This is a genomic window from Arthrobacter sp. Edens01 (genome assembly GCF_001307035.1).
Taxonomy (GTDB): Bacteria; Actinomycetota; Actinomycetes; order Actinomycetales; family Micrococcaceae; genus Arthrobacter_B.
Map to the genome: position 1 here is coordinate 1,026,669 of NZ_LKIU01000005.1, position 23,812 is coordinate 1,050,480.

A 23,812-nucleotide genomic window follows, 5' to 3' on the forward strand; every position below is an offset into this window, starting at 1 on the left:
GCACATGGCACGTATGACCAAGGCCCAGCGCGAATGGCGCCCGGGCATGCCCAAAAAGCGCCGCTCCATCCGGGTGATGTTTGCATCCACTGTCCTGAGCCTGGAAGCGTTCGTGGTGCTGTTCGGAACCCTGGCCATTTTTGGACTGCAGCGGGACCGGGTGGAACCGCTGGTGATCCTTGCCGGGGGAATTCTTCTCGCGGTCGCGCTGATCGTCGCCTGCGCGTTCCTCTCCAAGCCCGCAGGTCCCTGGATCGGCTGGATCCTGCAGCTGTGCATCATCGCCACGGGTTTCCTGGAACCCATGATGTTCCTGGTAGGTGCTCTCTTCGCGGGGACCTGGTGGTATGCGCTGCGTGCCGGCGCCCGCCTTGACCGGGAAAACCGGCAGCGGGATGCGGAACAGGCGCAGTGGGAAGCCACCCATTCGACGGAAACCGGCGAAGCCAGCAGTTAGGCTTAGAACCAGCTACCCCAACCTCCAAGGAGATACCAAGCGTGAGCACCGAGCGCACACTCGTCCTGATCAAGCCCGACGGCGTCAAGCGGAACCTGACCGGCGCCATTCTGGCCCGCATTGAAGCCAAGGGTTACACCATGGTCGAACTCAAGAAGATGGACGCTACCCGGGAACTGCTCGAGGAGCACTACGCCGAGCACGTTGGCAAGCCGTTCTTCGAGCCGCTGGTCGAATTCATGCTCAGCGGTCCGATCGTGGCGGCTGTCTTCGAAGGCCAGCGCGTCATCGAAGGCTTCCGTTCACTGGCGGGCACCACCGAACCGACCACGGCTGCGCCGGGAACAATCCGCGGCGACTTTGGCCGGGACTGGGGAACCAAGGTGCAGCAGAACCTGGTCCACGGCTCGGATTCTGTTGAGTCCGCAGAACGCGAGATCGGCATCTGGTTCGGCAAGTAACAGCTTTTCCGGATTGACTGGCAGCAGGCCGGCCCCCGTTACGGGGTGCCGGCCTGCTGCATATTCAGGGCAGCCATGGCTAGGCTGGGGCGCATGGCAATCATCTACCAGGCTGACCTGCACCCTACGAAAATGGAATTGATCTCCGGCTGGCTCCCCACGGCGCCGTGGTTCCCGCCGGAGGAGGCCGGATCCGGGATCCAGGCCGAGCCCCTTGCCGCCTACCGTTTCGATGACCCGAAGGGCGAAGTGGGCATGGAGACGCACATTGTGCGTGCCGGCACGCAGACCGTCCAGGTTCCGCTGACCTATCGGCCAGGACCGCTGCAGGGCGCCGAAGCTTTTTTGGTGGGAACAATGGAGCACTCGGTGCTGGGCCGGCGCTGGGTGTACGACGCGTGCGGGGACCCGGTATATGTGGACGCCTTCGCCGCGGCAGTGATCGACGGCGTTGGCCAGGCTTCGCTTTACACCGAGGAAAACGGCGTCCGCCGCGAACTCCCGCAGACCATGACGCTTGAAACCAGCGGCATGCCCGACGGCGAGGAACTGGTGGAGGCACCGGAGCGGGAACCTGCGGGGTGGACCGTGACCAGAATGCAGAAAGAGCACTGGGAGCTCTCCCTGGTCCGGCTTCTTGACCTGGGCGGGCGGGCTGCACCGCCGCCGTCGCTCGTGGGAGTGTGGGACGGCCAGCGCGAGCCCGCTGTACTCGGATGGGCCTTCCCGCTCGGCTAGGAGCCCGGTGCGGCACTGCCGGTCCCGCCGGGACCGGCAGTGCCCTGCCAGTGGATCAGCTGCCCAGGAACGAGTTCATAAAGCGGAAGAAGATTGAGGCAGCTGTTGCCACCCACAGCAGTGCGGTGATGACCCAGGCCCATTCCGACACAAAACGAACCAGCGCGGCCGGTGCCGGAATTACACCGTGGGCGAGGTTGCGGACAGTAGTGAAGACGAACAGCGGAATCATGGCGGTCCAGACAACAATGCAGTAGATGCACAGGACATAGATGTCGAAGAGGGCCTGGCTCCAGAGCCACACGACGAAGACCATGCCGAGCGTCACGCCGGCCTGGACGGCAGCCCAGTACCAGCGGGCAAACCGGCCGCCTGCCAGCATGGACATGGCGACCGTGATCATCACCGCGAATGCCACTATGCCGATCAGCGGGTTCGGGAAGCCGAACAGTGCTGCCTGCCAGGTCTGGAAGACCGTTCCGCAGGAGACCCAGGGGCTGATGTCGCAGCTCGTAATGTAGGTGGAATCCGCGTAGACGCGGAGGCGCTCGATAACCAGGATTCCGGAACCCAGCCAGCCGATAACCGAGGTGATGAGGACCAGCCACGCGAACGGTTTTTGCTGCACGGAGCGGACGATCCCGGCTTCGCCGGCGCTCCCGTCCGGGGCCGCGGCGGGGGTGGTGCTGATGGAACGGGAAGGCACGTGCTGCTCCTTTAGCCGGGTGTCGGTGGTCCGATTCTATGTGGTTGCTAGAGCCTATTTGACCTCCGTGTGAGATAATGGCTGTGGCTGATAGCGGAACCACATTCCGTTATCGGTCCAGCGACAGGCTTCCGGTGCTGTCGGCGATGCTTCCCAAGGCAAGAATGCCCATCAATCCGGATGGGGCAGGGGAATCCGCCGAACAGCCCTACCCAGCCCAAACGCCTAGCCGTTCCGAGCAGGTAGCAGGAAAAGCGCCGCTGGTCTTGCGAGTGATGCCGCGCCCTCACGATGGTGCGACCTCGGATGACATTTAGACGACTTCCGGCTGGCGCTGGCTTTGATGCCCCCGCACAGCCGATACATTGCCCTCCGGGCATTGGAATGTGGCCAGTGCCGCGGGGGCCGGAGCATAGCTTTATATGAATATTGACCGCACAACAGAAGAAGCAGTTGAACCCGCTGAGACGGCCCCGGCCGTTCCCCCGATGACGGAAACGGATTCGCCGGCTGACGAAGCTGTCAAAACACCGGCTAAGCGAGCCCCGCGGGCACGCCGCAAGACGGCCGCTGCGCCGGCAGCGGAGCGGGAGGAACCCGCACTGACTGAATCCCCCGCCGAGCAGGCCTCTGCGGCGCCTGCCGTGGACGAGGCCGAGCCCGCCGCGAAGCCAAAGCGGACCCGAGCCCCGCGCCGCAAGCCGGCTGCGGCGGCAGAGGAAACCCCCGCCGCCCCGGGTGCTGGCGAAGAGCCGGCTACCGCAGATACCGAAGCCCCCGCACCCGCCGCCGAAGCACCCGCCAAGACCGTTCGCCGTCGCCGTGCCCCGGCCAAGAAAGCCGCCGAGGCAGTTCCCGATGATGCAGAACAGGCTGTCAGCGGTGCCGGGGAGCCCGAAGCGCCCGTCGAAACGGCACCGGCACCCCGGACACGTACCAGGCGCCGCGCAACCGCCAAGGCAGGTCCTGCCGCCGAGGCCGCGGCTCCCTCGGACAAGGTTCCTGCAGACGAGGCCCCCGCAGACAAGGAACAGGTCGAAGCTCCCGCCGACGCAGCTCCTGCTGATGCCGTAACGCCGGCTGAAGAAGCGCCGAAGGCCAAGGGCGCCAAGGAAGAAGAGAGCAAGCCTGCGGCTGCCGCTGCGGTCCTTGATCCCTTCGCCATCCCGGAATCACCGACTTCCGTCCTTTTCCACGCTCCCGACCTCACCGCGGTCCAGGCCCTGGCCGCTGCCGCTGCCTCAGCCGAGGGCAGCGACGAGGACGAATCCGATGAAGAATCCCGGGAGTCCAACCGTTCACGCCGCAGCCGCCGCCGCAGCCGGGGCCGGTCACGCACTGAGGGCGAGGCAGGTACCGACAGCGAAGGCGCTGACGGCAGCGATGCAGCTCCCGCCGAGGAAAACGCCGAGGGCGTCACCTCACGGCGCCGCCGTCGCCGCCGCCGCGGTGACGCGGACCTGGAACTGACCGGAGGATCCGACGACGATCCGCCCAACACGGTGACCCGCGTGCGTGCGCCCCGGGCCCACGCGGACGCTCCGGTGAGCGACCGCGTCACGTCCGTAAAGGGTTCCACCCGCCTGGAAGCCAAGAAGCAGCGCCGGCGCGAATCCCGTGAGTCCGGCCGCCGCCGCCACGTCATCACCGAGGCTGAGTTCCTGGCGCGCCGCGAATCCGTGGACCGGCAGATGATCGTCCGGCAGCGCGACGACAGGATCCAGATTGGCGTCCTCGAAGACGGCGTCCTGGCTGAGCACTTCGTTTCCAACACGCAGCAGGATTCCCTGATCGGCAACGTCTACGTCGGCAAGGTCCAGAACGTGCTGCCCAGCATGGAAGCTGCCTTCGTCGACATTGGCCGCGGCCGCAACGCCGTGCTCTATGCCGGTGAGGTCAACTGGGATGCCGCAGGCCTGGACGGCCAGCCGCGCCGCATTGAACTTGCACTGAAGTCCGGGGATTCCGTCCTGGTCCAGGTCACCAAGGACCCGGTGGGCCACAAGGGTGCCCGCCTGACCAGCCAGATCTCCCTGCCCGGCCGCTACCTGGTATACGTCCCGGGCGGCTCCATGACCGGCATCTCCCGCAAGCTGCCCGACGTCGAGCGCAACCGGCTCAAGAAGATCCTCAAGGACCACCTTCCGCAGAACGCCGGCGTCATTGTCCGCACGGCGGCCGAAGGTGCTTCCGAAGAGGAGCTGATGAATGACATCAACCGCCTGCGTGCACAGTGGGAGAACATCGAGGCGAAGGCAAAGTCCACCAAGACCCTTCCCCCGGAGCTGCTCTACGGCGAACCGGACCTGACCATCAAGGTTGTCCGTGACGTCTTCAACGAGGACTTCTCCAAGCTGATCGTTTCCGGTGAGGAAGCCTGGGACACCATCGAGGCCTACGTGACCTACGTAGCCCCGGATCTGGTGGGACGGCTGGAAAAGTGGACCAAGGACGAAGACATCTTCGCGGCCAGCCGCATCGATGAGCAGATCGCGAAGGCCCTGGACCGCAAGGTGTTCCTGCCTTCGGGCGGGTCGCTGGTAATCGACCGCACCGAAGCCATGACCGTAGTGGACGTCAACACCGGCAAGTTCACCGGCAGCGGGGGCAACCTCGAAGAGACAGTCACCAAGAACAACCTGGAAGCGGCCGAGGAAGTTGTCCGCCAGCTGCGGCTGCGGGACATTGGCGGCATCATCGTCATTGACTTCATCGACATGGTCCTGGAAGCCAACCGTGACCTTGTGCTGCGCCGTCTGGTCGAGTGCCTGGGCCGTGACCGGACCAAGCACCAGGTTGCCGAGGTCACCTCGCTGGGCCTGGTACAGATGACGCGCAAGCGGATGGGCACCGGCCTGCTGGAAGTCTTCGGCGAAGAATGCCAGCACTGCGCAGGCCGCGGTGTCATCACGCACGACATCCCCGTGGAACACCGGCGCAGCACCAGCCACACCAGCCACGCAGTGTCCGAGGACAACCACTCCGCGCACCTGAAGCAGGAAAAGCAGACCCGCGGAGAGCGCAAGCGCCGCAGCCGGGGCGGACAGAACCAGAACCAGCAGCAGCCCGCAGCGCCGGTTGAGCAGCCCAAGGTGGAAGAACCGCAGACCGACGACGCCGAGCGCGCCGCAAAGGCCGAGGCGGCCCGCGCTGCCCTGGCTACGATCGCTGCCGCCACGGCAGCGGCGCACGACGCCGGTACCGAGGCTCCCGCCGAGGAGAATGCGTCCCGGACGGATGCAGCTGCGGAGGCCGGTGAGAAGCCGCTGATCAAGGAACCGCACGACGACGTTCCGGCAGAAGCCGGGGCTATCCTGCGGATCCAGGGAGAAACTGTGGTGGTTCCCCGCAGGGAACGGCGCCGGCCGGTACGCCAGGACGTCCAGCTGACGCTGGAAAGCCTTACCGAGGCGTTCAATGAGGTTTCTCCGGTCTCCGGCCGGGAACCGCAGCCGGCGAAGGATGAGCAGGCTTCGGCCGGCACGGAAAAGGGCAACGGCCGGGGAACCGGCGAGCCCGTGCGTGAAGCGGCTCCGGAAGCTGCTGAGCCTGCCCGCCGCCCTCGCCGCCGCCGTGCAGCACGCAGCCCGCAGGGATCTGCTGACGCACAGATCATTCAGGAGCGGGATGCCTCCGGCGCCCAAGGCAGCAGCACAACTGCGGTCGCCGCCGCGCCGGCTGCTCCGCGGGCCGAGGCTGCCGCACCGGTAATCCTTGGGGTCGGGGTTCCCGCCTCGGACCTCTAAGCGTCCCTCAGCAGCACACAGCACAGCTCCCGTCCGGACTCCGGGCGGGAGCTGTGCTGTGTGCTGATCCTCTGCGGTTGGGGCCGGTCCGCCAGTGCTATAGAATGGTAGTAAGCGCAGTGACGTCCCCAGTACGGCCGGAGGATGGCACGCCGGGGTCAGCCGTGCATTTGCGGCATATAGGTCCCTTAGCGTAGCCTTGAACTTCGGTGCGAACGCCTTCTAAGCCGTTATTCGGTACAGGGCGTGACTGCATGGCGCAAACCGGACACATTTGAAGGTCCGGGGAAGTGCGCATCCAAGTATTAAACGTCGAGAGAAGTGAGTTCCCAAGTGGTGTACGCGATTGTCCGCGCTGGCGGCCGCCAAGAAAAGGTTTCCGTCGGAGACCTCGTAACCCTGGACCGCGTCCCCGGTGGAGCCGGTAGCACTTTTGAGCTGCCTGCCCTGCTTTTGGTTGATGGCGACAAGGTCACCTCTGCCGCCAAGGACCTGGCCAAGGTTACGGTTACGGCAGAAGTTATCGAAAACTTCCGGGGTCCGAAGATTGTTATCCAGAAGTTCAAGAACAAGACCGGTTACAAGAAGCGTCAGGGCTACCGCTCCTCGCTGACCAAGGTCAAGGTCACCTCCATCAACTCCTGATTCCTAACGTCCGGGACCACGTGGTTCCGGATCGCGGGAGTTGTGCCCGCACCTAGGCATCAAAGTCAGTCATAGCAAAGGCAGGATTAGAAAATGGCACATAAGAAAGGTGCGAGCTCTACTCGCAACGGCCGCGACTCCAACGCTCAGTTCCTGGGCGTGAAGCGCTTCGGCGGCCAGGTCGTCAAGGCCGGCGAGATCATCGTTCGCCAGCGTGGCACCCACTTCCACCCCGGCGCAGGCGTTGGCCGCGGTGGAGACGACACGCTGTTCGCCCTGGAGGCAGGCGCTGTTGAGTTCGGCAGCCGTCGTGGCCGCCGCGTCGTGAACATCGTCGCAGCAGCCGAGTAATTTCGGCACATAGCTTTTCCGGTGGGGCGGGCCAGATGGCCCGCCCCACTTCTTTTTTAAGCCGAGTAGACTTGGCTTGATCCAAAAATTTTCAACAAGGAGAACCATGGCCAGCTTTGTAGACCGTGTTGTACTGCATGTTTCAGGCGGTGCCGGCGGCCATGGTTGCGTGTCCGTAAAGCGAGAGAAGTTCAAGCCTCTGGGCGGGCCCGACGGCGGAAACGGCGGCGACGGCGGCGACGTCATCCTGCGCGTTGACGGCCAGACCACCACGCTGCTGGACTACCACCACGCACCGCACCGCCACGCCGGCAACGGCGGACCTGGCATGGGTGACTGGCGGGCCGGCAAGACGGGGGAGACCCTGGTGCTCTCGGTTCCCGAAGGCACCGTCGTTAAGTCCAAGGACGGCAAGGTCCTCGCCGACCTGGTGGGCATGGGTGCCGAGTACATCGCAGCTGCCGGCGGCCAGGGCGGCCTGGGCAACTCCTCGCTTTCCTCACAGAAGCGCAAGGCCCCCGGCTTTGCCCTGCTTGGTACCCCGGGTGATGAACGGGACATCGTCCTGGAACTCAAGTCGATCGCCGACATTGCCCTGGTTGGTTTCCCGTCCGCGGGCAAGTCCTCGCTCATCGCAGCGATGTCCGCTGCACGGCCCAAGATTGCGGACTACCCGTTCACCACCCTCATCCCGAACCTGGGCGTGGTCCAGGCCGGCGACGTCCGTTTCACCGTTGCCGACGTTCCGGGCCTGATTGAAGGCGCCTCGGAAGGCAAGGGCCTGGGACACCACTTCCTGCGCCACGTAGAGCGCTGCGCTGCGCTGGTCCATGTGCTGGACTGCGCTGCCCTCGAAGCTGACCGTGATCCGCTCAGCGACCTGGACGTCATCGAGGCCGAACTCGAGAAGTACGAAGTCGATATGAGCTACGCAGGGGCAGACGGCGACGTCGTTCCCCTGAACCAGCGTCCCCGTCTGGTGGCGCTGAACAAGGTGGATGTCCCCGATGGACGGGACATGGCCGAGTTTGTCCGCCCTGAACTCGAAAAGCGCGGCTACCGCGTGTTCGAAGTCTCCGCTGCCAGCCACGAAGGCCTGCGCGAACTTGGCTTCGCGATGGCTGCCATCGTTGCCGAGGCCCGCAAGACCGTTGAGACGGCTCCGCCGCGCATCGCAGCGCCCGTTGTCCGCCCGCGTTCCGTCAACGCCAAGGGCGGATTCACCATCCGGCGCGAAGAGCGGAACCTGGAGCCGCTGTTCCGCGTCCTGGGCGAAAAGCCGGTCCGCTGGGTCCAGCAGACCGACTTCACCAACGACGAAGCTGTGGGTTACCTCGCCGACCGCCTGGCGAAGCTGGGCATCGAAGACCAGCTCTTCAAGGCAGGCGCCAAGCCCGGCGATGCTGTGGTCATCGGCGAGGGCGACGGCGTCGTCTTCGACTGGGAGCCGACCATGATCGGCGGGGCCGAGCTCCTGGCTGCATCCCCGCGCGGCTCGGACATCCGCATCGAAGATTTCTCCCGCCCCACCCGCAATGAAAAGCGCGAGGACCACCAGCAGCGCAAGGATGCCCGCGCGGCAGCCCGTGCCGAGCTGGAAGCCGAGCGCAAGGCTGGAATCTGGACCGAGTCGGTGAACTACAAGCACTCCCGTCCCACGGCAGGCGATGACGACTAATCGCTTCACAGACACGGAGCCCGGGCGGGCTTGGGCATAGGCTGGTTCGGTCATGACTGAAGAAACAGCTGAAGCAAAGACCATTGCCACACCCAGGCGCCCGCTCAAATCAAGGGCAGGGCTCGCCCGTGCCCGCCGGATCGTCGTCAAGGTAGGTTCGTCCTCCCTGACCTCGGTCGCCGGCGGTATTTCCGACGAAGCGCTGACGTCCCTTGCGGACGTCCTCGCGGCCCGGCGGGGGCAGGGCACTGAGATCATCCTGGTGTCCTCCGGTGCGATTTCGGCAGGCCTGGCCCCGCTGGGCCTGTCCAAGCGCCCGTCCCAGCTCTCCACCCAGCAGGCTGCAGCAAGCGTCGGCCAGGGCCTGCTGATGGCGCGTTACACCGAAGCGTTTGGGCGCCATGGCGTCACCGTGAGCCAGGTGCTGCTCACCATCGAAGACCTCATGCGGCGCACCCATCACGCCAACGCCCACCGGGCGCTGGAGCGGCTGCTGAACTTCGGCGTCGTGCCTATCGTCAATGAGAACGACACCGTGGCGAGCCACGAGATCCGCTTCGGCGACAACGACCGCCTGGCTGCCCTGGTAGCCCACCTGGTGAAGGCCGATGCCCTGATCCTGCTCTCCGACGTCGACGCGCTCTACGACGGCCCGCCGTCCGCAGGCGCCCGCCGCATTCCGGAGGTCACAGGCCTGAAAGACCTCGAAGACGTCCGGATCGGCAAGGTCGGCAAAGCCGGCGTGGGAACCGGCGGCATGGTCACAAAGGTCGAAGCCGCCACCATCGCGGCACAGTCCGGGATTCCGGCGCTGGTTACGTCCACCGACAACGCCGCAGCGGCGCTGGCCGGGGAAGATGTTGGCACCTGGTTCACCACACGCGGTGTCCGCCAGCCCATCCGCCTTCTGTGGCTGGCCCACCTGGCCCGCATCCAGGGAACACTGGTGCTGGACGACGGCGCTGCCCGGGCTGTGGGGGAGCGGCGCCGTTCGCTCCTGCCCGCCGGAATCGTCGCCGTCGAGGGCCATTTCGAACCCGGCGACCCGGTGGCACTGCGCGATACCTCGGGACGGGTGCTGGCCCATGGCCTGACGAACTACGCCTCGGACGAGCTCCCGCGGATGCTTGGCCGTTCAACCCGGGAACTGGCGAAGGAACTGGGCAGGGGCTACGAGCGTTCCGTCGTGCACGTTAATGACCTGGTGATCCTCCAGCCGCACGGGTCCTCGGCGGTCCAGGCAGCCGCGTCACGGACCCCGCAGGCCGACGGCACCGCCGCTACACTGGGATCATGACCGTCCAAGACACCTCTTCCGTGCCCGAGAACCGCACTGCTTCCGCCGCGCCCTCGCCGGAGGAAGTGGAAGCCGGAGTCCACCGGATCGCGGACCGGGCACGTGCCGCCTCGCGCCGCATGGCCCGGGCTAACCGCGCCTGGAAGGATCTGGCACTCGAGCAGATTGCCCAGGATGTAGTGGCGCGCCGCGACGTCGTTCTGGCTGCCAATGCCAGGGACGTGGAACGCGGCCGGGAGAACGGCACCTCCGAAGCACTCCTGGACCGGCTGACCCTCACCGTCGAACGCATTGACGGCCTGGCAGCCGCCCTGCGGAACCTGGCCGGCCTGCCTGATCCCGTGGGATCGGTGGCGCGGGGCCAGACCCTGCCCAACGGCCTGCGGATGCGCCAGGTCCATGTGCCCCTGGGTGTTGTCGGGGCGATTTACGAGGCCCGGCCGAATGTCACGCTGGACATCGCAGGGCTGGCGCTGAAGAGCGGCAACGCAGTGATCCTGCGCGGCGGCAGTGCCGCTGCGGAGACCAACACCGTGCTGGTCAACCTCATCCGCGATGCACTCGATACCGTGGGACTGCCCTCGGACGCAGTGCAGACGATCGATCAGTACGGACGCCCCGGCGCGAACTTCCTGATGAAGGCGCGCGGACGGGTGGACGTCCTGATTCCGCGCGGCGGCCGGGAACTGATCCAGAACGTGGTCACCAACGCCGCTGTTCCCGTGATCGAAACGGGTGAAGGCAACGTCCACATCTACCTGGATGAATCCGCCCCGGAAGAAATGGCAGTGGACATCCTCCTCAACGCAAAGACCCAGAGGCCCAGCGTCTGCAACACCGTGGAAACCCTCCTGGTGCACAGCAACTCCGCTGCCGCCCGGGAAGTGCTGGCTGTGCTGGCGTCTGCCGGTGTCCGGCTGCACGCCGACGACCGGATCCGCTCGATCCTGCCCGAAGGCGCCACTGCCAGCGAGGCCACGGAAGAAGACTGGGGACGTGAGTACATGGACCTTGACCTGGCGGTTGCCATGGTCGACTCCATGGATGAAGCCCTTTTGCACATCCGGACCTGGTCCACCGGGCACACCGAAGCCATCATTACCAATGACCTGGCCAATGCCGAGCGTTTCATCGCCGAGATCGATTCCGCCGCGGTGATCGTCAACGCTTCCACCCGCTTCACCGACGGCGGCGAACTGGGCCTTGGCGCGGAAGTTGGCATCTCCACCCAGAAGATGCATGCCCGCGGGCCCATGGGTCTCAAGGAACTGACCACCACCAAGTGGATCATCCAGGGCGACGGCCAGGTACGCGGCTAGGAGCCCGGACCGGATGCGGACTGCGGCGTTCTCGCCGCGGACGCGTACCATTGATCTAGAAACGATGCTCTGCCGGGACGCCCGGCGGTTGATTTAGGGAGATTCATGCTGATCCAGCTTTCAAGTGCTGCGCTGATGGCGGCCGAAGTTGCCGAAGAACACGCAGGAACGTCACCGTTCGTATACGGCGGGGTCATCTTCGGAATTTTCATGGTGCTTATGTTCGCCACCATGGCTTTCACCAGCCTTGGCCACCGCCACGAGGCCGTGCCGGAGCACGTGGATCCGCAGCGTCAGTTCCCGAACAAGCACGACCACGGCCAGGGCATCCCCGAATAGGACAGCCCTGCGGGCGGACCGGTTGGGACCATGAATAGTGCACAGAAGGACACGGCTGAAACCAGCCGTCCCTACCGGCTGGGCGTGATGGGCGGGACGTTTGATCCCATCCACCACGGCCACCTCGTGGCCGCAAGCGAAGTGGCCTCTGTTTTCGACCTCGACGAAGTGGTCTTTGTGCCCACCGGTGAACCGTGGCACAAGTCCGCCCAGGAGGTTACTCCGGCGGAGCACCGTTATTTGATGACGGTAATCGCCACGGCTTCGAATCCACGCTTCAAGGTCAGCCGCGTGGACATCGACCGGCCCGGCCCGACGTATACGATCGATACGCTCCGCGACCTTCGCAGTGCGCGTCCGGATGCTGAATTGTTCTTCATTACGGGCGCGGACGCGATGGCGCAGATCCTTTCCTGGAAGGACGTCCAGGAGCTGTGGTCACTGGCGCACTTCGTCGGAGTGACCAGGCCCGGCCACGAACTGCAGAACATGGGCAGGGATGACGTCAGTCTCCTGGAGGTCCCGGCGATGGCCATCTCTTCAACGGATTGCCGCGCGCGCGTCGCGGCATCGGAGCCGGTCTGGTACCTGGTGCCGGACGGCGTGGTGCAGTACATCGCCAAGCACAATCTGTACACCCCGGTTCAGCAGCAGGCGAGACCCGCCACTACTGAGCCAGTAGCCTGAGCGATCAACACCGGATGGGTAGGAAATGACGAACGGTCCAGAGTCCGCAGACGCACCCCGACGCAGCCGCCGTGCGGCTGAATCAGGGGCAGCTGCCGGAGCGCAGGAACGGGAGTCCCAGCAGCGGGCCAGGGACCGCGAGGCGCTCAGGGCCTACAAGGCACTGACCGACAACCAGCCCCGCCGCGAAACTTCGGATGCCAATCCGCCTACCCGGCGGCAGCTTCGGCTCGCGCAGCAGGCCGCACAGCAGGCTGCGCAGCAGCGCGACACTGCACCTGCCAGTCCCGCAGCGGCGGCAGCGCCGGAAGCGGCGGATGCGGTTCACGGCGGTGCGCACGCGGCCAACGTGCGGAGCACTGCTGCGGCTCCCGCGCAGTCGGCCCCTCCGGTCCCCGCAGCTCCGGCTACCCGCCGCGAACGCCGCCGCAGGGCGGCCGAAGAGGCAGGCCCGGAAGCAGCTCCGGGGCAGGCACGGGCAGCAGCGGGACAGGTCGTCAGTCCTGTTACACCTGCACCCGGGCACGCTCCCTCCATCCAGGAGAAGCCTGCATCCGGGAACAAGCCCGTGGCTCAGGATCCAGGGGTGCAGAAGCAGACAGCATCCGCACCTTCGCCGGATGCAGCTAAGCAGGCGCCGGCTGAGCCGAACGCCGATGTAGCGAACATGACGGTTGAACAGGCCCTGGCAGCCCGTGAAGCTCTGAAACACCAGGCACGCAACCAGGTGGCCGCCATGGAGGCGCTTCAGCAGACTGACCCAAACGCCGTGGATCTGGAGCTGCTGGCGCAGCAGCGGGCGCTGGCCGAGCGCGCTGCAGTGCTCAACCGGCGCACCCAGAACATCCAGCGACTGGCACAGGAGAACGAACAGCGCAGGTCGTCCACTCAGTCGGATCCCACCGCCGCCCACAACCTGGCGATGGTCACGCCGCTGGAGTTCGTGGAAGTACCCGGGCTCGACCGCCCGGTCATGAAGCCCCCGCCCACTTCCCACGTGCCGGTGGTAACGTCGTCGAACCCGGCTGCCCGCAAGGCACCGGCAACGGGACGGATGCCCTCGGTCCGCCAGTCCGGGGCTGATCGTCGCCCCGGATGGACACCGGAGAAGGCACCCGCCGCGGCCGCTGAAGTGCGCCACTCAAAGATTCTGGCCAGGGCTGATGCCCTGGTAAACGCACCGCTTGAAGCGGATCAGGGGGCCAAGCCGGTGGGCGCGCGCAGCGCCTTCGGACTGGATCCCCTGGATGTTATGACTGCAGGCCTCGGCCGCACCCGGCGGATACGGTTTGTATCCTTGGGAATTGTGGGCGTGGGCCTTCTGGCCCTCACCCTCGGAGTATTAATGATCGTCGGCGGCCTTGGCAGCTGATACCAAACAAGGAGACATGTGAGCGCCACCGAATCATCCATGAATATCGCCCGGACCGCTGCCAAAGCGGCGTCGGCCAAGCTGGCGGATGACATCGTCGCCATCGACGTGAGCGAGCGGCTGGCGATCACGGACGTTTTCCTCATCGCGTCTGCCTCCAACGAACGCCAGGTCAACGCCATTGTGGACGGCGTGGAGGAAGAACTGGCCAAGGAAGGGCTGAAGCCGGTCCGCCGGGAAGGCCGCAGCGAAGGCCGCTGGGTGCTGCTGGACTACGCCAACGTTGTGGTGCACGTCCAGCACGAGGAAGACCGTGTCTTCTACGCCCTGGAACGGCTCTGGAAGGACTGCCCCGCGGTGGATCTCCAGCTCCCCGAAGGGGAAGCTGCAGCCGGGCAGGACTAGCTCCTGAGGTGCGGGGCAGCGCCCTGGAACTGCTCCGCACCGCCTGAATTCCACTGCTGTAGTTTGATTTTGCACTGTGCGGCATCTGTACTAAAGTAGAGGAGTTGCTTCGCCCCGGAGGGAAAAACCGGAACGAAGAACACATCCGATTTACTTCCTGTGATGTACTTTATTGCGGGCAATTCGGGGCTGTGGCGCAGCTGGTAGCGCACCTGCATGGCATGCAGGGGGTCAGGGGTTCGAGTCCCCTCAGCTCCACCGATGGACTTTACCGGGCAGCCGGTGTCCAGGGCCGGGATTTTGTTCCCCGGTGGAAATCAAACTGAATTGGGGCTGTGGCGCAGCTGGTAGCGCACCTGCATGGCATGCAGGGGGTCAGGGGTTCGAGTCCCCTCAGCTCCACCAATTCCAGAAATACCCCGGTCTGCAGACCGGGGTATTTCTTGTTAATGGCCACCTCTAGTCGCTGGCCAGCGTGAGTCCGGCTGAGGCACAGAGAGTCGTGAGGCCTTCGAGCCCGAAGGCCTGGACCGGGCCCAGGACACCGCTGCCGACTGCCTTCCCCTGCTGCAGCGCCATTGCCCCCTCTGCCAGCAGTTCACCGGTCAGCGTATAGACGTTCGGCCCCTGGACATGAACCTCAACGGCAGGCCTGCCGTCCTGTCCGTCGAGCTCTGCTACCGCGTGGCTCAGGGATTTGGAACGTTCCTGCGCGTCCGGTCCGCCGCCTGAGCCGCCTGCCTGTTTGGCAGCAGCGGCGAGGATTCTCTTTCCAGCAGGCACACGTTCCAGCTTCTGGGTCACCCAGGTGAGGGGACCGGCAATGCGGCTCAGGGCGGGGAACCAGCCGTTATATACCTCGACGGCCCCAAGATCCGCGAAGGCCTCGGGCAGGAACAGCACTTCGGTGCCGGTTGCGAGGAAGGCCCGCCTCACCCGGCCGTGGATACGGAAGGCATGTGTCCGGCTGGCCATCCTTGTGTACTGGAGGGAACCGGCGCGCCAGACAGCCGCCGGCAGTGCCAGGCCTTCAGCGAGCGTCGCCCGCGTTCCGCCGCTAATGCCCCGGCGCAGGGAACCAACCGTGAAATAGCCGATGCTCAGCCTCCCGGCCGCAGTACCGGCACGCTCGGCAGCGACGGCCCCCGCCAGGGTGCCGGGAACGTAGTCGTATCCGAAGGCGGGGACCATGGTGGCACCATTGCCGGCAGCCTGTGCCGAATAACGCCGGCGCACCTCCTGGACAAAGTCGACTTCACCCGTGGAATCCAGGTAGTGCGCCCCAACCTCAGCGGCAGCTGCGGCCGCGGCATGGCCAAAGCGGCTGAACGGACCCACCGTGGACACCAGCACGTCGCCGGGGTCCACCAGCGCCCGTACGGTGGACGGGTCCGTGACGTCGGCAGTCTGGAACGGGAGGCCGTGCGGGTCAGCCAGGGCCTGCAGGCCGGTGTGGCTGCGGCCGGCAAGCAGGGGGCGCTGGCCTTTTGCCAGCAGGGACTCGACGACGAGTCTGCCGGTATACCCGGTAGCACCAAACACTACGATTCTGGACGTCATCGCTGCCTCCTTTTTCTGCGGGCACCCGGTTTGGAGGGCAAAGCCGCTTCCGCGCAGTCTAGCCCGGCGGCTGCAGCCAGGCGCCGGGACGGCACTGGTTCCCGGGGCCTGCGAGTGGATATGGCATGGTAGGGGACGTGAGGATTGAACCGCCGGCTCCCGGAGAGCCACGACGCCCGCATGGACCGCGCGATCCCGGTGACGCCTGGGTGGTTGCACCGGACGGCCAGCGGTACTGGGGCCGTTTCGGCGCCGCAGGCCTGCTCGCCTATGATCCAGGGCGCGGGATCCTGCTCCAGCACCGCGTTTCGTGGAGCCACCACGGGGGCACCTGGGCCCTGCCGGGCGGGGCCCGCCACGAGGGTGAGTCGGCCATGAGTGCAGCGCTCCGCGAATCTGCTGAGGAAGCAGGCGTCCCGCCGAAGTCAGTCCGGCCACGGTTTATAAGCATCCTTGACCTGGAGATCTGGTCTTACGCGACGGTCATCGCAGATGTCACGGCACCCTTCACCCCCGTGATCAGCGACGAGGAAAGCAACGAACTCGCTTGGGTGGCGCCGGCTGAGGTGGAACGGCTGCCGCTGCACCCGGCGTTTGCGGATGCCTGGCAGCGCCTGCGGCCGCTGCTGGATACGCGCCCTGCGCTGGTGGTTGATACCGCCAATGTCCTGGGAGTCGTCCCCGACGGCTGGTGGAAAGACCGGGCCGGTGCTGCCGGCCGCCTGCTCGCTGCCATGGGACGGCTCAGCCTTACCGGGGTTCCCGCCGGGGTCCTGGGCTTGCCTGCGGACTGCTGGTATCCGGAGATTGCCGCGGTCCTGGAAGGCCAGGCACGTTCGGCTGATCCGGGGGAGCATCCGGCTTCGCTGCGGATCATCCGTGCCGACGGTTCGGGCGACGACGCCGTCCTGGCCGAAGCGCAGGAGCTCCTGGGCCGGGGCCGCCGGGTAACGGTCGCGACCAGCGACCAGGAACTCACCAACCGCTGCCTGCGGGCCGGAGCGTCGGTGCTCGGCTCCGGGACGTTCCGCGCCCTGCTGGAGAACTAGCCCCTGGACACGGGCTTCCCCGGGACGCTCCCGCGCAAATATCCGGCGATGATCAGCCCCTGTCCGGCGCAGTAGGTCAGCATAACCAGGGCGCTGGTGATATCCGGCATCGATTCGGGCATGAAAATACGGAACGCCAGGATGGTGTCCGAAGCCAGGAACAAGACACCTCCGGCAGCGATCACCGGGTTGCAGCGTGCCGCGGTGGCGGCGGTCCCGCCGAGGACCAGGCCGTACAGCGCGACGGCGATTGCCAGGCTGCCCAGCGCAGGCCACAGGAGCACCAGCATAAGTACCCACCAGACCGGGAAGACGAGCGCCCAGCGCGGGAAACGGCCCAGCGCGGCGTATTTCCAGAACAGCCGGATGTAGCACAGATGTGCAATGCCGAAGCTTCCCAGCATCACCGGCAGCTCCGGCAGCTGCGGCAGGAACGTCGCAGCGCCGTCGCCGATCCAGGAGAAGAAGAGTGCCGCCAGGATCAGTGCTGCGGGGGCACCGAACCGGAGTTTCCGCATTCCCCAGAGGGCAGCCACCGCCAGCAGCGGCATGAGCGTCAGCTTCGTGGGCGCGGCAAGCCAGTCTGCCTCCACCGCCCGCGCTGCCACGTGCACCACGGACAGCGCAGTAAACGGGACGAAACCCCACCACCAGTCGCGTGGAAGGATCGAAACCCGGTGATGGGCAGGCGCAGTGGACACAGCTTCTCCTTGGTCGGTTTCTGAGCATCCTATGGCTAATGCAGCTCCCACCTGCGCCGACCCGCACAAACCCGCATTTGCAGGTACGGGGTGGGTCAGGAATGAAACACGGTGGTACGGGCGTTACCGATGAGGAGCATCGACCAGAACGGTCCGGCGACTGCCGGCTTCTGCGCTCCACCTTCCTGACGCTGCCCCGGGCAGCGCCCGCCAGCGACGACGACCCTTGAAGAGGAATTCCCCACCTTGAGTACTGAAGCCCGCCCTGTACCGACGCCGCTCACGCCGGCGGCGGACAGGCCCGCCCCGGACCGCCTGGATGCACGGACCAAGACAGTGATCGGGCTTTTGCTGGTCTCTTCCTTCGTGGTGATCCTGAACGAGACCATTATGAGTGTGGCCCTGCCGCGCCTGATGGCGGACCTGGATATCAGCGCAGCCACCGCCCAGTGGCTCACCACCGGCTTTATGCTGACGATGGCTGTGGTCATTCCGGCTACCGGATTCCTGCTCCAGCGGTTCAGCATGCGCGCACTGTTCCTCGCCGCCATGTCCCTGTTCAGCACCGGCACGCTCGTCGCTGCACTCGCTCCCGGCTTTGAGCCTCTTCTCGCCGGCCGCATCATCCAGGCCAGCGGAACAGCGATCATGATTCCGCTGCTGATGACGACGGTGCTGAACACGGTCCCGGCACACCGGCGCGGCAGCATCATGGGCACCATCTCGATTGTCATTGCCGTGGCGCCGGCGATTGGGCCCACCGTGTCCGGGCTGATCCTCAGCGTGCTGGACTGGCGGTGGATGTTCTGGCTGGTCCTGCCCATCGCACTGCTCGCGCTGGTTCTGGGAGCGCTGAAGGTGCAGAACCTCACTGAGACCCGGCGGACGCCCTTCGACATCCTTTCCATCCTGCTGTCCACGCTTGCTTTCGGCGGCCTGATCTTCGGACTCAGCAGCATTGGCGAGGCCGCCGCAGGCGAGGCGCCCATGCCGGTATGGATCCCGCTGGCCGTTGGTGCAGCAGCCCTGGCGGCGTTTGTGGCCCGGCAGCTGTTCCTGCAGCGAACCGACCGGGCGCTGATGGATCTGCGGACCTTTGCCAGCAGGCCCTTTGTCGTAGCGATCATCATGGTGCTGATCAGCATGATGGCACTGTTCGGCTGCCTCATTGTGCTGCCGCTGTACCTGCAGAACGTCCTGGGACTCAGCGCGCTGAATACGGGTCTGCTGCTGCTGCCCGGCGGCGTCGTGATGGCCATTCTCTCTCCGATCGTGGGAAGGCTCTACGACCGTGTGGGCCCGCGTCCCCTGGTGGTTCCAGGCGCACTGGTGCTCAGCACCGCCCTCTGGGGCATGACCCTGCTGGACCAGGACACACCGGTGGCCCTCGTGATTGCCCTGCACTGCCTGCTCAATGCCGGACTCGGCTTCATCTTCACGCCGCTGTTCACCTCTTCCCTTGGATCCCTGCACCGTTCCCTGTACTCCCACGGAAGTGCGATCCTCAACACCCTGCAGCAGCTCGCCGGAGCTGCCGGAACGGCAGTGTTCATCACGCTCATGACCACTGGAACTGCTTCGGCGCTCAGTGAAGGTGCGGCGGCGGTGCCTGCGGCTGCGGCGGGAGTGCACACGGCCTTCTTCTGGGGAGCGGTAGTATCCCTGGGCGCGCTTGCAGTGTCCTTCCTGGTCCGCCGTCCCGCACTGGATGCAGCCGGGGCGCCCGCGGAATCACCGGCACCGCACTAAGGAACTGCAGTGCTCGTCCGCTCAGGGTTCAGGCTCCGAGCACCCGGTCCAGGTAAGCGTTGGTAAAGACCCGGTCCGGGTCCAGTTGGTTGCGCACGGCCTGGAAATCGGCAAAACGCGGATAACGTTCGGCCAGGGTGTCTGCCTCCAGACTGTGTTCCTTGCCCCAGTGGGGGCGCCCGCCGTGCGCCAGCATCACCTGCTCGACGGCGGCGAAATAGTCTGCCGGGTCTTCGCGGTAGTAGCGGTGGACCGCTATGTAGGCGCAGTCACGGCCGTAGGCAGTGGAGAGCCAACGGTCGTCTGCCGGTGCCCAGCGGACTTCCACGGGGAAAGACACACGCCAGCCCGGGTTTTCTGCCAAGACCTCCTGCAGGGCGCCGAAAGCGCGCTCGAGTGAGCCGGCGGGTACTGAATATTCCATTTCCCGGAAGCGCACCGTGCGCCGCTGGGTAAAGACCCGCGGGGATTCATCCGTGTATTCGCGGCCGCCCAGGGCAGCTGCGGCGGCGCGGTTCACTGCCGGGACCAGAGCCGGAATGACAGTACCCGCCGCGCAGGTTGCCCGGAACACCGTGTTGGAGAGCAGGGACTCATCGACCCATCGCCGCAGCGGCGGCAACGGTGCTCTAGTCGAGGTCCACGGAAGTCTGGTGTTGGTCTTTGTCGCTGCCCGCCCGGTGTGGGGAAACCAGTAGAACTCAAAGTGGTCGGCAGCCTTTACCCGGTCAGCCAGGTCCGCGAGTACGGTTTCCAGCGGTTCGGAACGTTCCTCGGCCCGCAGCAGGAAGGCCGGTACGCATTGGAGCGTGACCTCCGCGATGACGCCGAGTGCGCCCAGTCCAAGGGCAGCAGCGGCAAGCAGCGGATCCCCGCTGTCCAGCGTGAGCCTGCCGCCGTCGGGCTGGATAAGCACCAGCCCGGCAACCTGCGCCGAGAGGCCGCCGTAGCCTGCACCGGTGCCGTGGGTGCCGGTGGAGATGGCGCCGGCAATGGATTGGCGGTCAATGTCGCCCAGGTTTGCCATCGCAAGCCCGTACGGCGCGAGCAGGCCGGGAACCGCATGGAGGCGGGTGCCGGCCAGAAACGTGGCCTGCCCCGTGGCCGGATCCGCCCGCAGCAGGCCCTGCAGCCGGCTGAGGTCCAAAAGCACTTCCGGGGCTTCGGCTATGGCAGTGAATGAGTGCCCTGCACCCACGGCCTTGACCCGCAGACCCGCCGCAGCGGCGTCGGCCACAGCGCGCTGCAGGTCGGCAACGGACGCCGGGGCGTGGACCTGAAAGGGACGGACGCGGACTGTCCGCGCCCAGTTCTGCCAGCCGTGCCGGTCGATGGACGCCTGGCGTGCCGGCTGGGCCTTCACAGGAATGCCTTTCCCTCACCGCGGTAGGTCGGCACCGTGGCGGTCACAGCGCCGCCGTTCACCACGTGGAATTCGTTGACTCTCTCGGAGAGCTCCCCGCTCTTGGCATGGCGAAGCCAGACTCTGTCTCCGGGACGCAGTGCTGCTGCGGCTGCTCCCGCCAGCGGGGTCTGGACCTCACCGGCCCCTTCCCTGGGCAGCAGGCGGAGCCCGGGCGGCCATGCCACCTGCGGCTCCCGGCTATGCCCGGGCGGGCCGGAGGCAATCCAGCCCCCTCCCAGAGCAGTTGCAATTCCAGGCGCCGGCCGGCGGACAACATCCAGTGCGACGGCAGCCGCCGGAGCGGGGGAGAAGGCCCGGTAGTTATCGAAGAGGTGCCCGGCAAACAAACCGGAGCCTGCCGTAATCTCGGTGACCGCGGGGTCAGCTGCTGTTGCCTCAATTGAACCGGTCCCGCCGCCATTGACGAATTCCAGGTCTGTTGCTTCGCGCAGACCATGCACAATGGCACCGCGGCGTTCGGTGAGTTCGGCCATGGAGCGGCGCTGTACCCAGCGCATGACCCGGTTCATCGGCCCTGCGCCGGGAACGTTGTCTCCAACACCGGCAACCTGGCCTTCGTACATCATCAGGCCTACCAGCCGGAATCCCGGACGGGCAGCTATGTGCCGGCCCAGCATGAGTGCGTCTTGGAGGCTGTGCAGGGGAGAACGGCGCGTTCCGATGAATCCCAGCAGCGGCGCCTGCCAGGAAGCGTCGGCGTCCAGGCAGACGCGCAACGGTAGACGGCGGTCCGCCGGGACAATCGAGTCGATCAGGTCCAGCTGTGACGCGTCGTCGATCATGAGGGTGATCCTGGCGGCCAGGGCGTCGTCGTTCAGCAGCCGCGCCAGGGCGCGCCGGTCAACACTTGGGTATCCCACCACGACGTCGCTGCAGCGGTCTGCGAGCCAAAGCGCCTCCGGAAGCGTGAACGCAAAGACCCCGGCAAAGCCGGGAACCCGCAGGAGAGCCTCCAGTACGGCCCGCACCCGGATGGATTTGCTCGCGACACGCAGCGGAACACCCCCGGCCCTGCGCACCATGTCCTGTGTATTCCACCGCAGCGCGTCCAGGTCCAGCACCGCGGCGGGAGCCGGCAGCTGGGCGGCTGCGCGCCCCAGCCCTTCCCAGTACTCCCCGGGGCTCCGCCATGCCGTGCCACGGGCAGGCACTCCAAGATCCAGGACAACAGCGCGATCTCCCGGACTGCCGGACTCTTCACGGGAACGGTCGGTATGCCTCATGCATGGATACTAGCCACAGACCTCGGGCTGCAGCCGTTACCCGGCGGAGGAGAGCGGGGTGTGGCTTTCGTGGGCGGGAACTAGCCGGCCAGCTTTCCGTCCGCATAGGCCAGCAGTGCCTCACGTACAAAGGCCGCACCGTCCGCCCCGCCGTAGTTGGCAGCGAAACGCGGATCAGCCACGTACATTTCGGCCAGGCTCTTCACGTACCCTGGCAGGCTCTCCGGGCCGGTCGGCGCGCCGGGCACGCTCCGCAGCCAGTCCACGTGCCGGGCAGCAAGCCCCTGGGCAGCGGGGCCGGTGGGATCCGTGCCCTGGGCTGCAGCTTCCGCCCAGGCCCGGCCCAGCTCGGCTGTTTCCTTCTGCCAGGCAGCGCGCTCGCCGTCGTCCATGCCCTTCCACCATTCATCTGAACGTGTGTATGCCTCTTTGCCCCACTTCTGCTCAACCTCTTCCCGGTATTGGGTGTGGTCGAATCCGTCGAAGGTGTTCTCAGCCATGATGTCCTGCCCTTTCTCCAAAGCAGTAATTGTGCGCCGCACCGAGGCGAGCTGCCGGCCCAGGCGGTCCTGTTCCTTTTCCAGCCAGACCAAATGGGTCCGCAGCGCTTCGGCCGGGTTGTCCCCGCGCTCCAGGACCTCCGCGATCTCCGGCAGTCCCAGGCCCAGCTGCCGCAGGAGCAGGATGCGCTGCAGCCGAACCAGGGAACGGCTGCCGTAATAGCGGTAGCCGTTGGCGCCGGTGCGGGATGGCTTCAGCAGGCCGATTGCGTCATAGTGGCGCAGGGTCCTGCTGGAGACGCCGGCGAGCCGGGCAACGTCCTGGACAGAGAATTCCCGGTGCTGTTCCCGGGACTCAGTGCTTCTCATGTCTTTCACGCTACGGGTTGACGCTGCGTCAATGTCAACTGGTGAGTTTGGCTGCCAGATCCTCCAGCCGGCCGCTCTCAGCTGCAAGGAACGCTTCAGCAGTCCGGAGCAGGCCGGCGATGTTCGCCGGCGTGGCGTTGTCCAGGGCGTGGTCCACTCCGGGAAGCAGTTCCGTTTGCAGGCGCTGGTACCTCTCGCCCAGACTAAGGCTGAGCAGCTGGCGGGCGAGCCTGCCCGGCGCGCCGTAAAGCGATTCGATCACCGGTTCAAGAACGGCCAGCTGGTCGGGATGGGCGAGCTGGGACAGGGCGCTTGGCTCCAGCGAGCCTCCGCCGGACTGTTCCCCCGTACCCAAAGAGACCAGCAGGATCTCTTCCCCCTGCCTGATGGTCCGCTGCTGCACCAGGGCAATGGTCAACCCGACGAAAGCGGGATCGTTGGCTGCCAGTCCGCCGTCCACCAGTGTCCGCCGGGTCCCGTCCGGTTCCGTGTAGGGAACCGGCTCGAAATAAGTGGGAGCGGACGACGTCGCCAGGGCAGCAAGTGCCATCGGGGCGTCGCCAAGGGGATCCTGGTCCAGACCGCCGCCGCTGAAGAGCAGACCGGTGAAATGCGCCAGGTCCACGGTAACCACCGCCACCGGTTTCAGTGCCGCGGAGAGCGCCCGGTCGCCGAAGTACTGCTGAAGGTATCCACGCAGCGGCTCCGAGGAGTACCTCGCCCTGGACCCGGCGTCTGCTGAGGGCGAGCCGGAGAATATTTCCGATCCGTGGTCCACATAGAGGTTTCGGAGCTCCTCTGCGCTGTAGCCCTTTCCGCCGGCGGCGGGGCACGTCAGACCGAGCGCCAGGATGCCGCCGGTGGAAGTCCCGACCACCACATCGAAGAGTTCGGCAGCGGGCCGGCCGGTGAGTTCCTCAAGCTTCATGAGCCAGGTAGCGGGAAGGATCCCGCGGATGCCTCCGCCGTCAATTGACAGGACTTTGATCACTGCGGCTCCCGTTTGCTCGGCGGATTGGACCGGTACCTGGTGC

General features: G+C 66.0%; 22 protein-coding genes and 2 tRNA genes. 17 read left to right on the top strand and 7 right to left on the bottom strand.

Annotated elements, in window-relative coordinates:
- Nucleotides 1-4: 4 nt before the first annotated feature.
- From AO716_RS10930 to AO716_RS10940, 3 genes are all read left to right on the top strand, one after another.
- Nucleotides 5-457 carry a DUF4233 domain-containing protein gene (locus AO716_RS10930; RefSeq protein ID WP_055240879.1) on the top strand — a complete coding sequence of 151 codons (453 nt, stop codon included), beginning with the start codon at nt 5-7 and terminating at the stop codon, nt 455-457.
- A gap of 41 nt (nt 458-498) precedes the next feature.
- The gene (gene ndk, locus AO716_RS10935; RefSeq protein WP_055240880.1) at nt 499-918 is read left to right on the top strand and encodes a nucleoside-diphosphate kinase; all 420 of its coding nucleotides are present in this window, start codon (nt 499-501) and stop codon (nt 916-918) included.
- 93 nt (nt 919-1,011) lie between these two features.
- Nucleotides 1,012-1,656, top strand: coding sequence for a CG0192-related protein (locus AO716_RS10940; RefSeq protein WP_055240881.1), 645 nt, complete (start codon nt 1,012-1,014; stop codon nt 1,654-1,656).
- 55 nt (nt 1,657-1,711) lie between these two features.
- Here the strand turns inward: AO716_RS10940 and AO716_RS10945 are convergent, their stop codons facing one another.
- Complete coding sequence (locus tag AO716_RS10945) at nt 1,712-2,362, bottom strand: vitamin K epoxide reductase family protein (protein ID WP_055240882.1); 651 nt, start codon at nt 2,360-2,362, stop codon at nt 1,712-1,714.
- A gap of 422 nt (nt 2,363-2,784) precedes the next feature.
- Here AO716_RS10945 and AO716_RS10950 point away from each other — a divergent pair, with 422 nt between their 5' ends.
- From AO716_RS10950 to AO716_RS11005, 12 genes are all read left to right on the top strand, one after another.
- On the top strand, nt 2,785-6,108 hold the full coding sequence (locus AO716_RS10950) for an Rne/Rng family ribonuclease (RefSeq protein WP_082413498.1): 3,324 nt from the start codon (nt 2,785-2,787) through the stop codon (nt 6,106-6,108).
- A 333-nt stretch (nt 6,109-6,441) separates the two neighbouring features.
- On the top strand, nt 6,442-6,753 hold the full coding sequence (gene rplU, locus AO716_RS10955) for a 50S ribosomal protein L21 (RefSeq protein WP_055240883.1): 312 nt from the start codon (nt 6,442-6,444) through the stop codon (nt 6,751-6,753).
- 93 nt (nt 6,754-6,846) lie between these two features.
- Nucleotides 6,847-7,104: a 50S ribosomal protein L27 gene (gene rpmA / locus AO716_RS10960; protein WP_055240884.1), complete on the top strand. Its 258-nt coding sequence runs from the start codon at nt 6,847-6,849 to the stop codon at nt 7,102-7,104.
- 106 nt (nt 7,105-7,210) lie between these two features.
- Nucleotides 7,211-8,782, top strand: a complete 1,572-nt coding sequence (gene obgE, locus AO716_RS10965) for a GTPase ObgE (RefSeq protein WP_055240885.1) — start codon at nt 7,211-7,213, stop codon at nt 8,780-8,782.
- A gap of 52 nt (nt 8,783-8,834) precedes the next feature.
- Nucleotides 8,835-10,079, top strand: coding sequence for a glutamate 5-kinase (gene proB / locus AO716_RS10970; protein ID WP_055240886.1), 1,245 nt, complete (start codon nt 8,835-8,837; stop codon nt 10,077-10,079).
- Entirely contained in the window at nt 10,076-11,398 is a 1,323-nt protein-coding gene (locus tag AO716_RS10975) for a glutamate-5-semialdehyde dehydrogenase (protein WP_055240887.1), read from the top strand. The genes proB and AO716_RS10975 overlap by 4 nt, the downstream gene beginning before the upstream one ends.
- Before the next feature lie 105 nt (nt 11,399-11,503).
- The gene (locus AO716_RS10980; protein ID WP_055240888.1) at nt 11,504-11,737 is read left to right on the top strand and encodes a hypothetical protein; all 234 of its coding nucleotides are present in this window, start codon (nt 11,504-11,506) and stop codon (nt 11,735-11,737) included.
- Nucleotides 11,738-11,767: 30 nt separating this feature from the next.
- Nucleotides 11,768-12,424, top strand: coding sequence for a nicotinate-nucleotide adenylyltransferase (nadD, locus tag AO716_RS10985; protein WP_082413499.1), 657 nt, complete (start codon nt 11,768-11,770; stop codon nt 12,422-12,424).
- 25 nt (nt 12,425-12,449) lie between these two features.
- Complete coding sequence (locus AO716_RS10990; RefSeq protein WP_055240889.1) at nt 12,450-13,796, top strand: hypothetical protein; 1,347 nt, start codon at nt 12,450-12,452, stop codon at nt 13,794-13,796.
- A gap of 18 nt (nt 13,797-13,814) precedes the next feature.
- Nucleotides 13,815-14,201 carry a ribosome silencing factor gene (gene rsfS, locus AO716_RS10995; protein ID WP_055240890.1) on the top strand — a complete coding sequence of 129 codons (387 nt, stop codon included), beginning with the start codon at nt 13,815-13,817 and terminating at the stop codon, nt 14,199-14,201.
- 185 nt (nt 14,202-14,386) lie between these two features.
- Nucleotides 14,387-14,459 (top strand) — tRNA-Ala (locus tag AO716_RS11000).
- Nucleotides 14,460-14,530: 71 nt separating this feature from the next.
- Nucleotides 14,531-14,606 (top strand) — tRNA-Ala (locus tag AO716_RS11005).
- A gap of 54 nt (nt 14,607-14,660) precedes the next feature.
- On the opposite strand, the gene AO716_RS11010 is transcribed toward AO716_RS11005, so the two are convergent.
- Nucleotides 14,661-15,761: a saccharopine dehydrogenase family protein gene (locus tag AO716_RS11010; protein WP_055240891.1), complete on the bottom strand. Its 1,101-nt coding sequence runs from the start codon at nt 15,759-15,761 to the stop codon at nt 14,661-14,663.
- A gap of 137 nt (nt 15,762-15,898) precedes the next feature.
- Here AO716_RS11010 and AO716_RS11015 point away from each other — a divergent pair, with 137 nt between their 5' ends.
- Nucleotides 15,899-16,810 carry an NUDIX domain-containing protein gene (locus tag AO716_RS11015; protein ID WP_055242169.1) on the top strand — a complete coding sequence of 304 codons (912 nt, stop codon included), beginning with the start codon at nt 15,899-15,901 and terminating at the stop codon, nt 16,808-16,810.
- On the opposite strand, the gene AO716_RS11020 is transcribed toward AO716_RS11015, so the two are convergent.
- Nucleotides 16,807-17,511, bottom strand: a complete 705-nt coding sequence (locus tag AO716_RS11020; RefSeq protein WP_235472065.1) for a lysoplasmalogenase — start codon at nt 17,509-17,511, stop codon at nt 16,807-16,809. The two genes, AO716_RS11015 and AO716_RS11020, sit on opposite strands and share 4 nt — an antisense overlap.
- A 246-nt stretch (nt 17,512-17,757) precedes the next feature.
- On the opposite strand from AO716_RS11020, the gene AO716_RS11025 reads away from it, so the two are divergent.
- Nucleotides 17,758-19,260, top strand: coding sequence for an MDR family MFS transporter (locus AO716_RS11025; protein ID WP_055240892.1), 1,503 nt, complete (start codon nt 17,758-17,760; stop codon nt 19,258-19,260).
- Nucleotides 19,261-19,288: 28 nt separating this feature from the next.
- Here AO716_RS11025 and AO716_RS11030 read toward each other — a convergent pair whose 3' ends face one another.
- The 4 genes from AO716_RS11030 to AO716_RS11045 form a co-directional block, all read right to left on the bottom strand.
- Nucleotides 19,289-20,593, bottom strand: coding sequence for a D-arabinono-1,4-lactone oxidase (locus AO716_RS11030; RefSeq protein ID WP_055242173.1), 1,305 nt, complete (start codon nt 20,591-20,593; stop codon nt 19,289-19,291).
- Between the two features lie 26 nt (nt 20,594-20,619).
- Nucleotides 20,620-21,909: an amino acid deaminase/aldolase gene (locus tag AO716_RS11035; RefSeq protein WP_082413500.1), complete on the bottom strand. Its 1,290-nt coding sequence runs from the start codon at nt 21,907-21,909 to the stop codon at nt 20,620-20,622.
- 80 nt (nt 21,910-21,989) lie between these two features.
- Nucleotides 21,990-22,778 carry a MerR family transcriptional regulator gene (locus AO716_RS11040; RefSeq protein WP_055240893.1) on the bottom strand — a complete coding sequence of 263 codons (789 nt, stop codon included), beginning with the start codon at nt 22,776-22,778 and terminating at the stop codon, nt 21,990-21,992.
- Between the two features lie 34 nt (nt 22,779-22,812).
- On the bottom strand, nt 22,813-23,769 hold the full coding sequence (locus tag AO716_RS11045) for a patatin-like phospholipase family protein (RefSeq protein ID WP_055240894.1): 957 nt from the start codon (nt 23,767-23,769) through the stop codon (nt 22,813-22,815).
- Nucleotides 23,770-23,812: the final 43 nt, after the last annotated feature.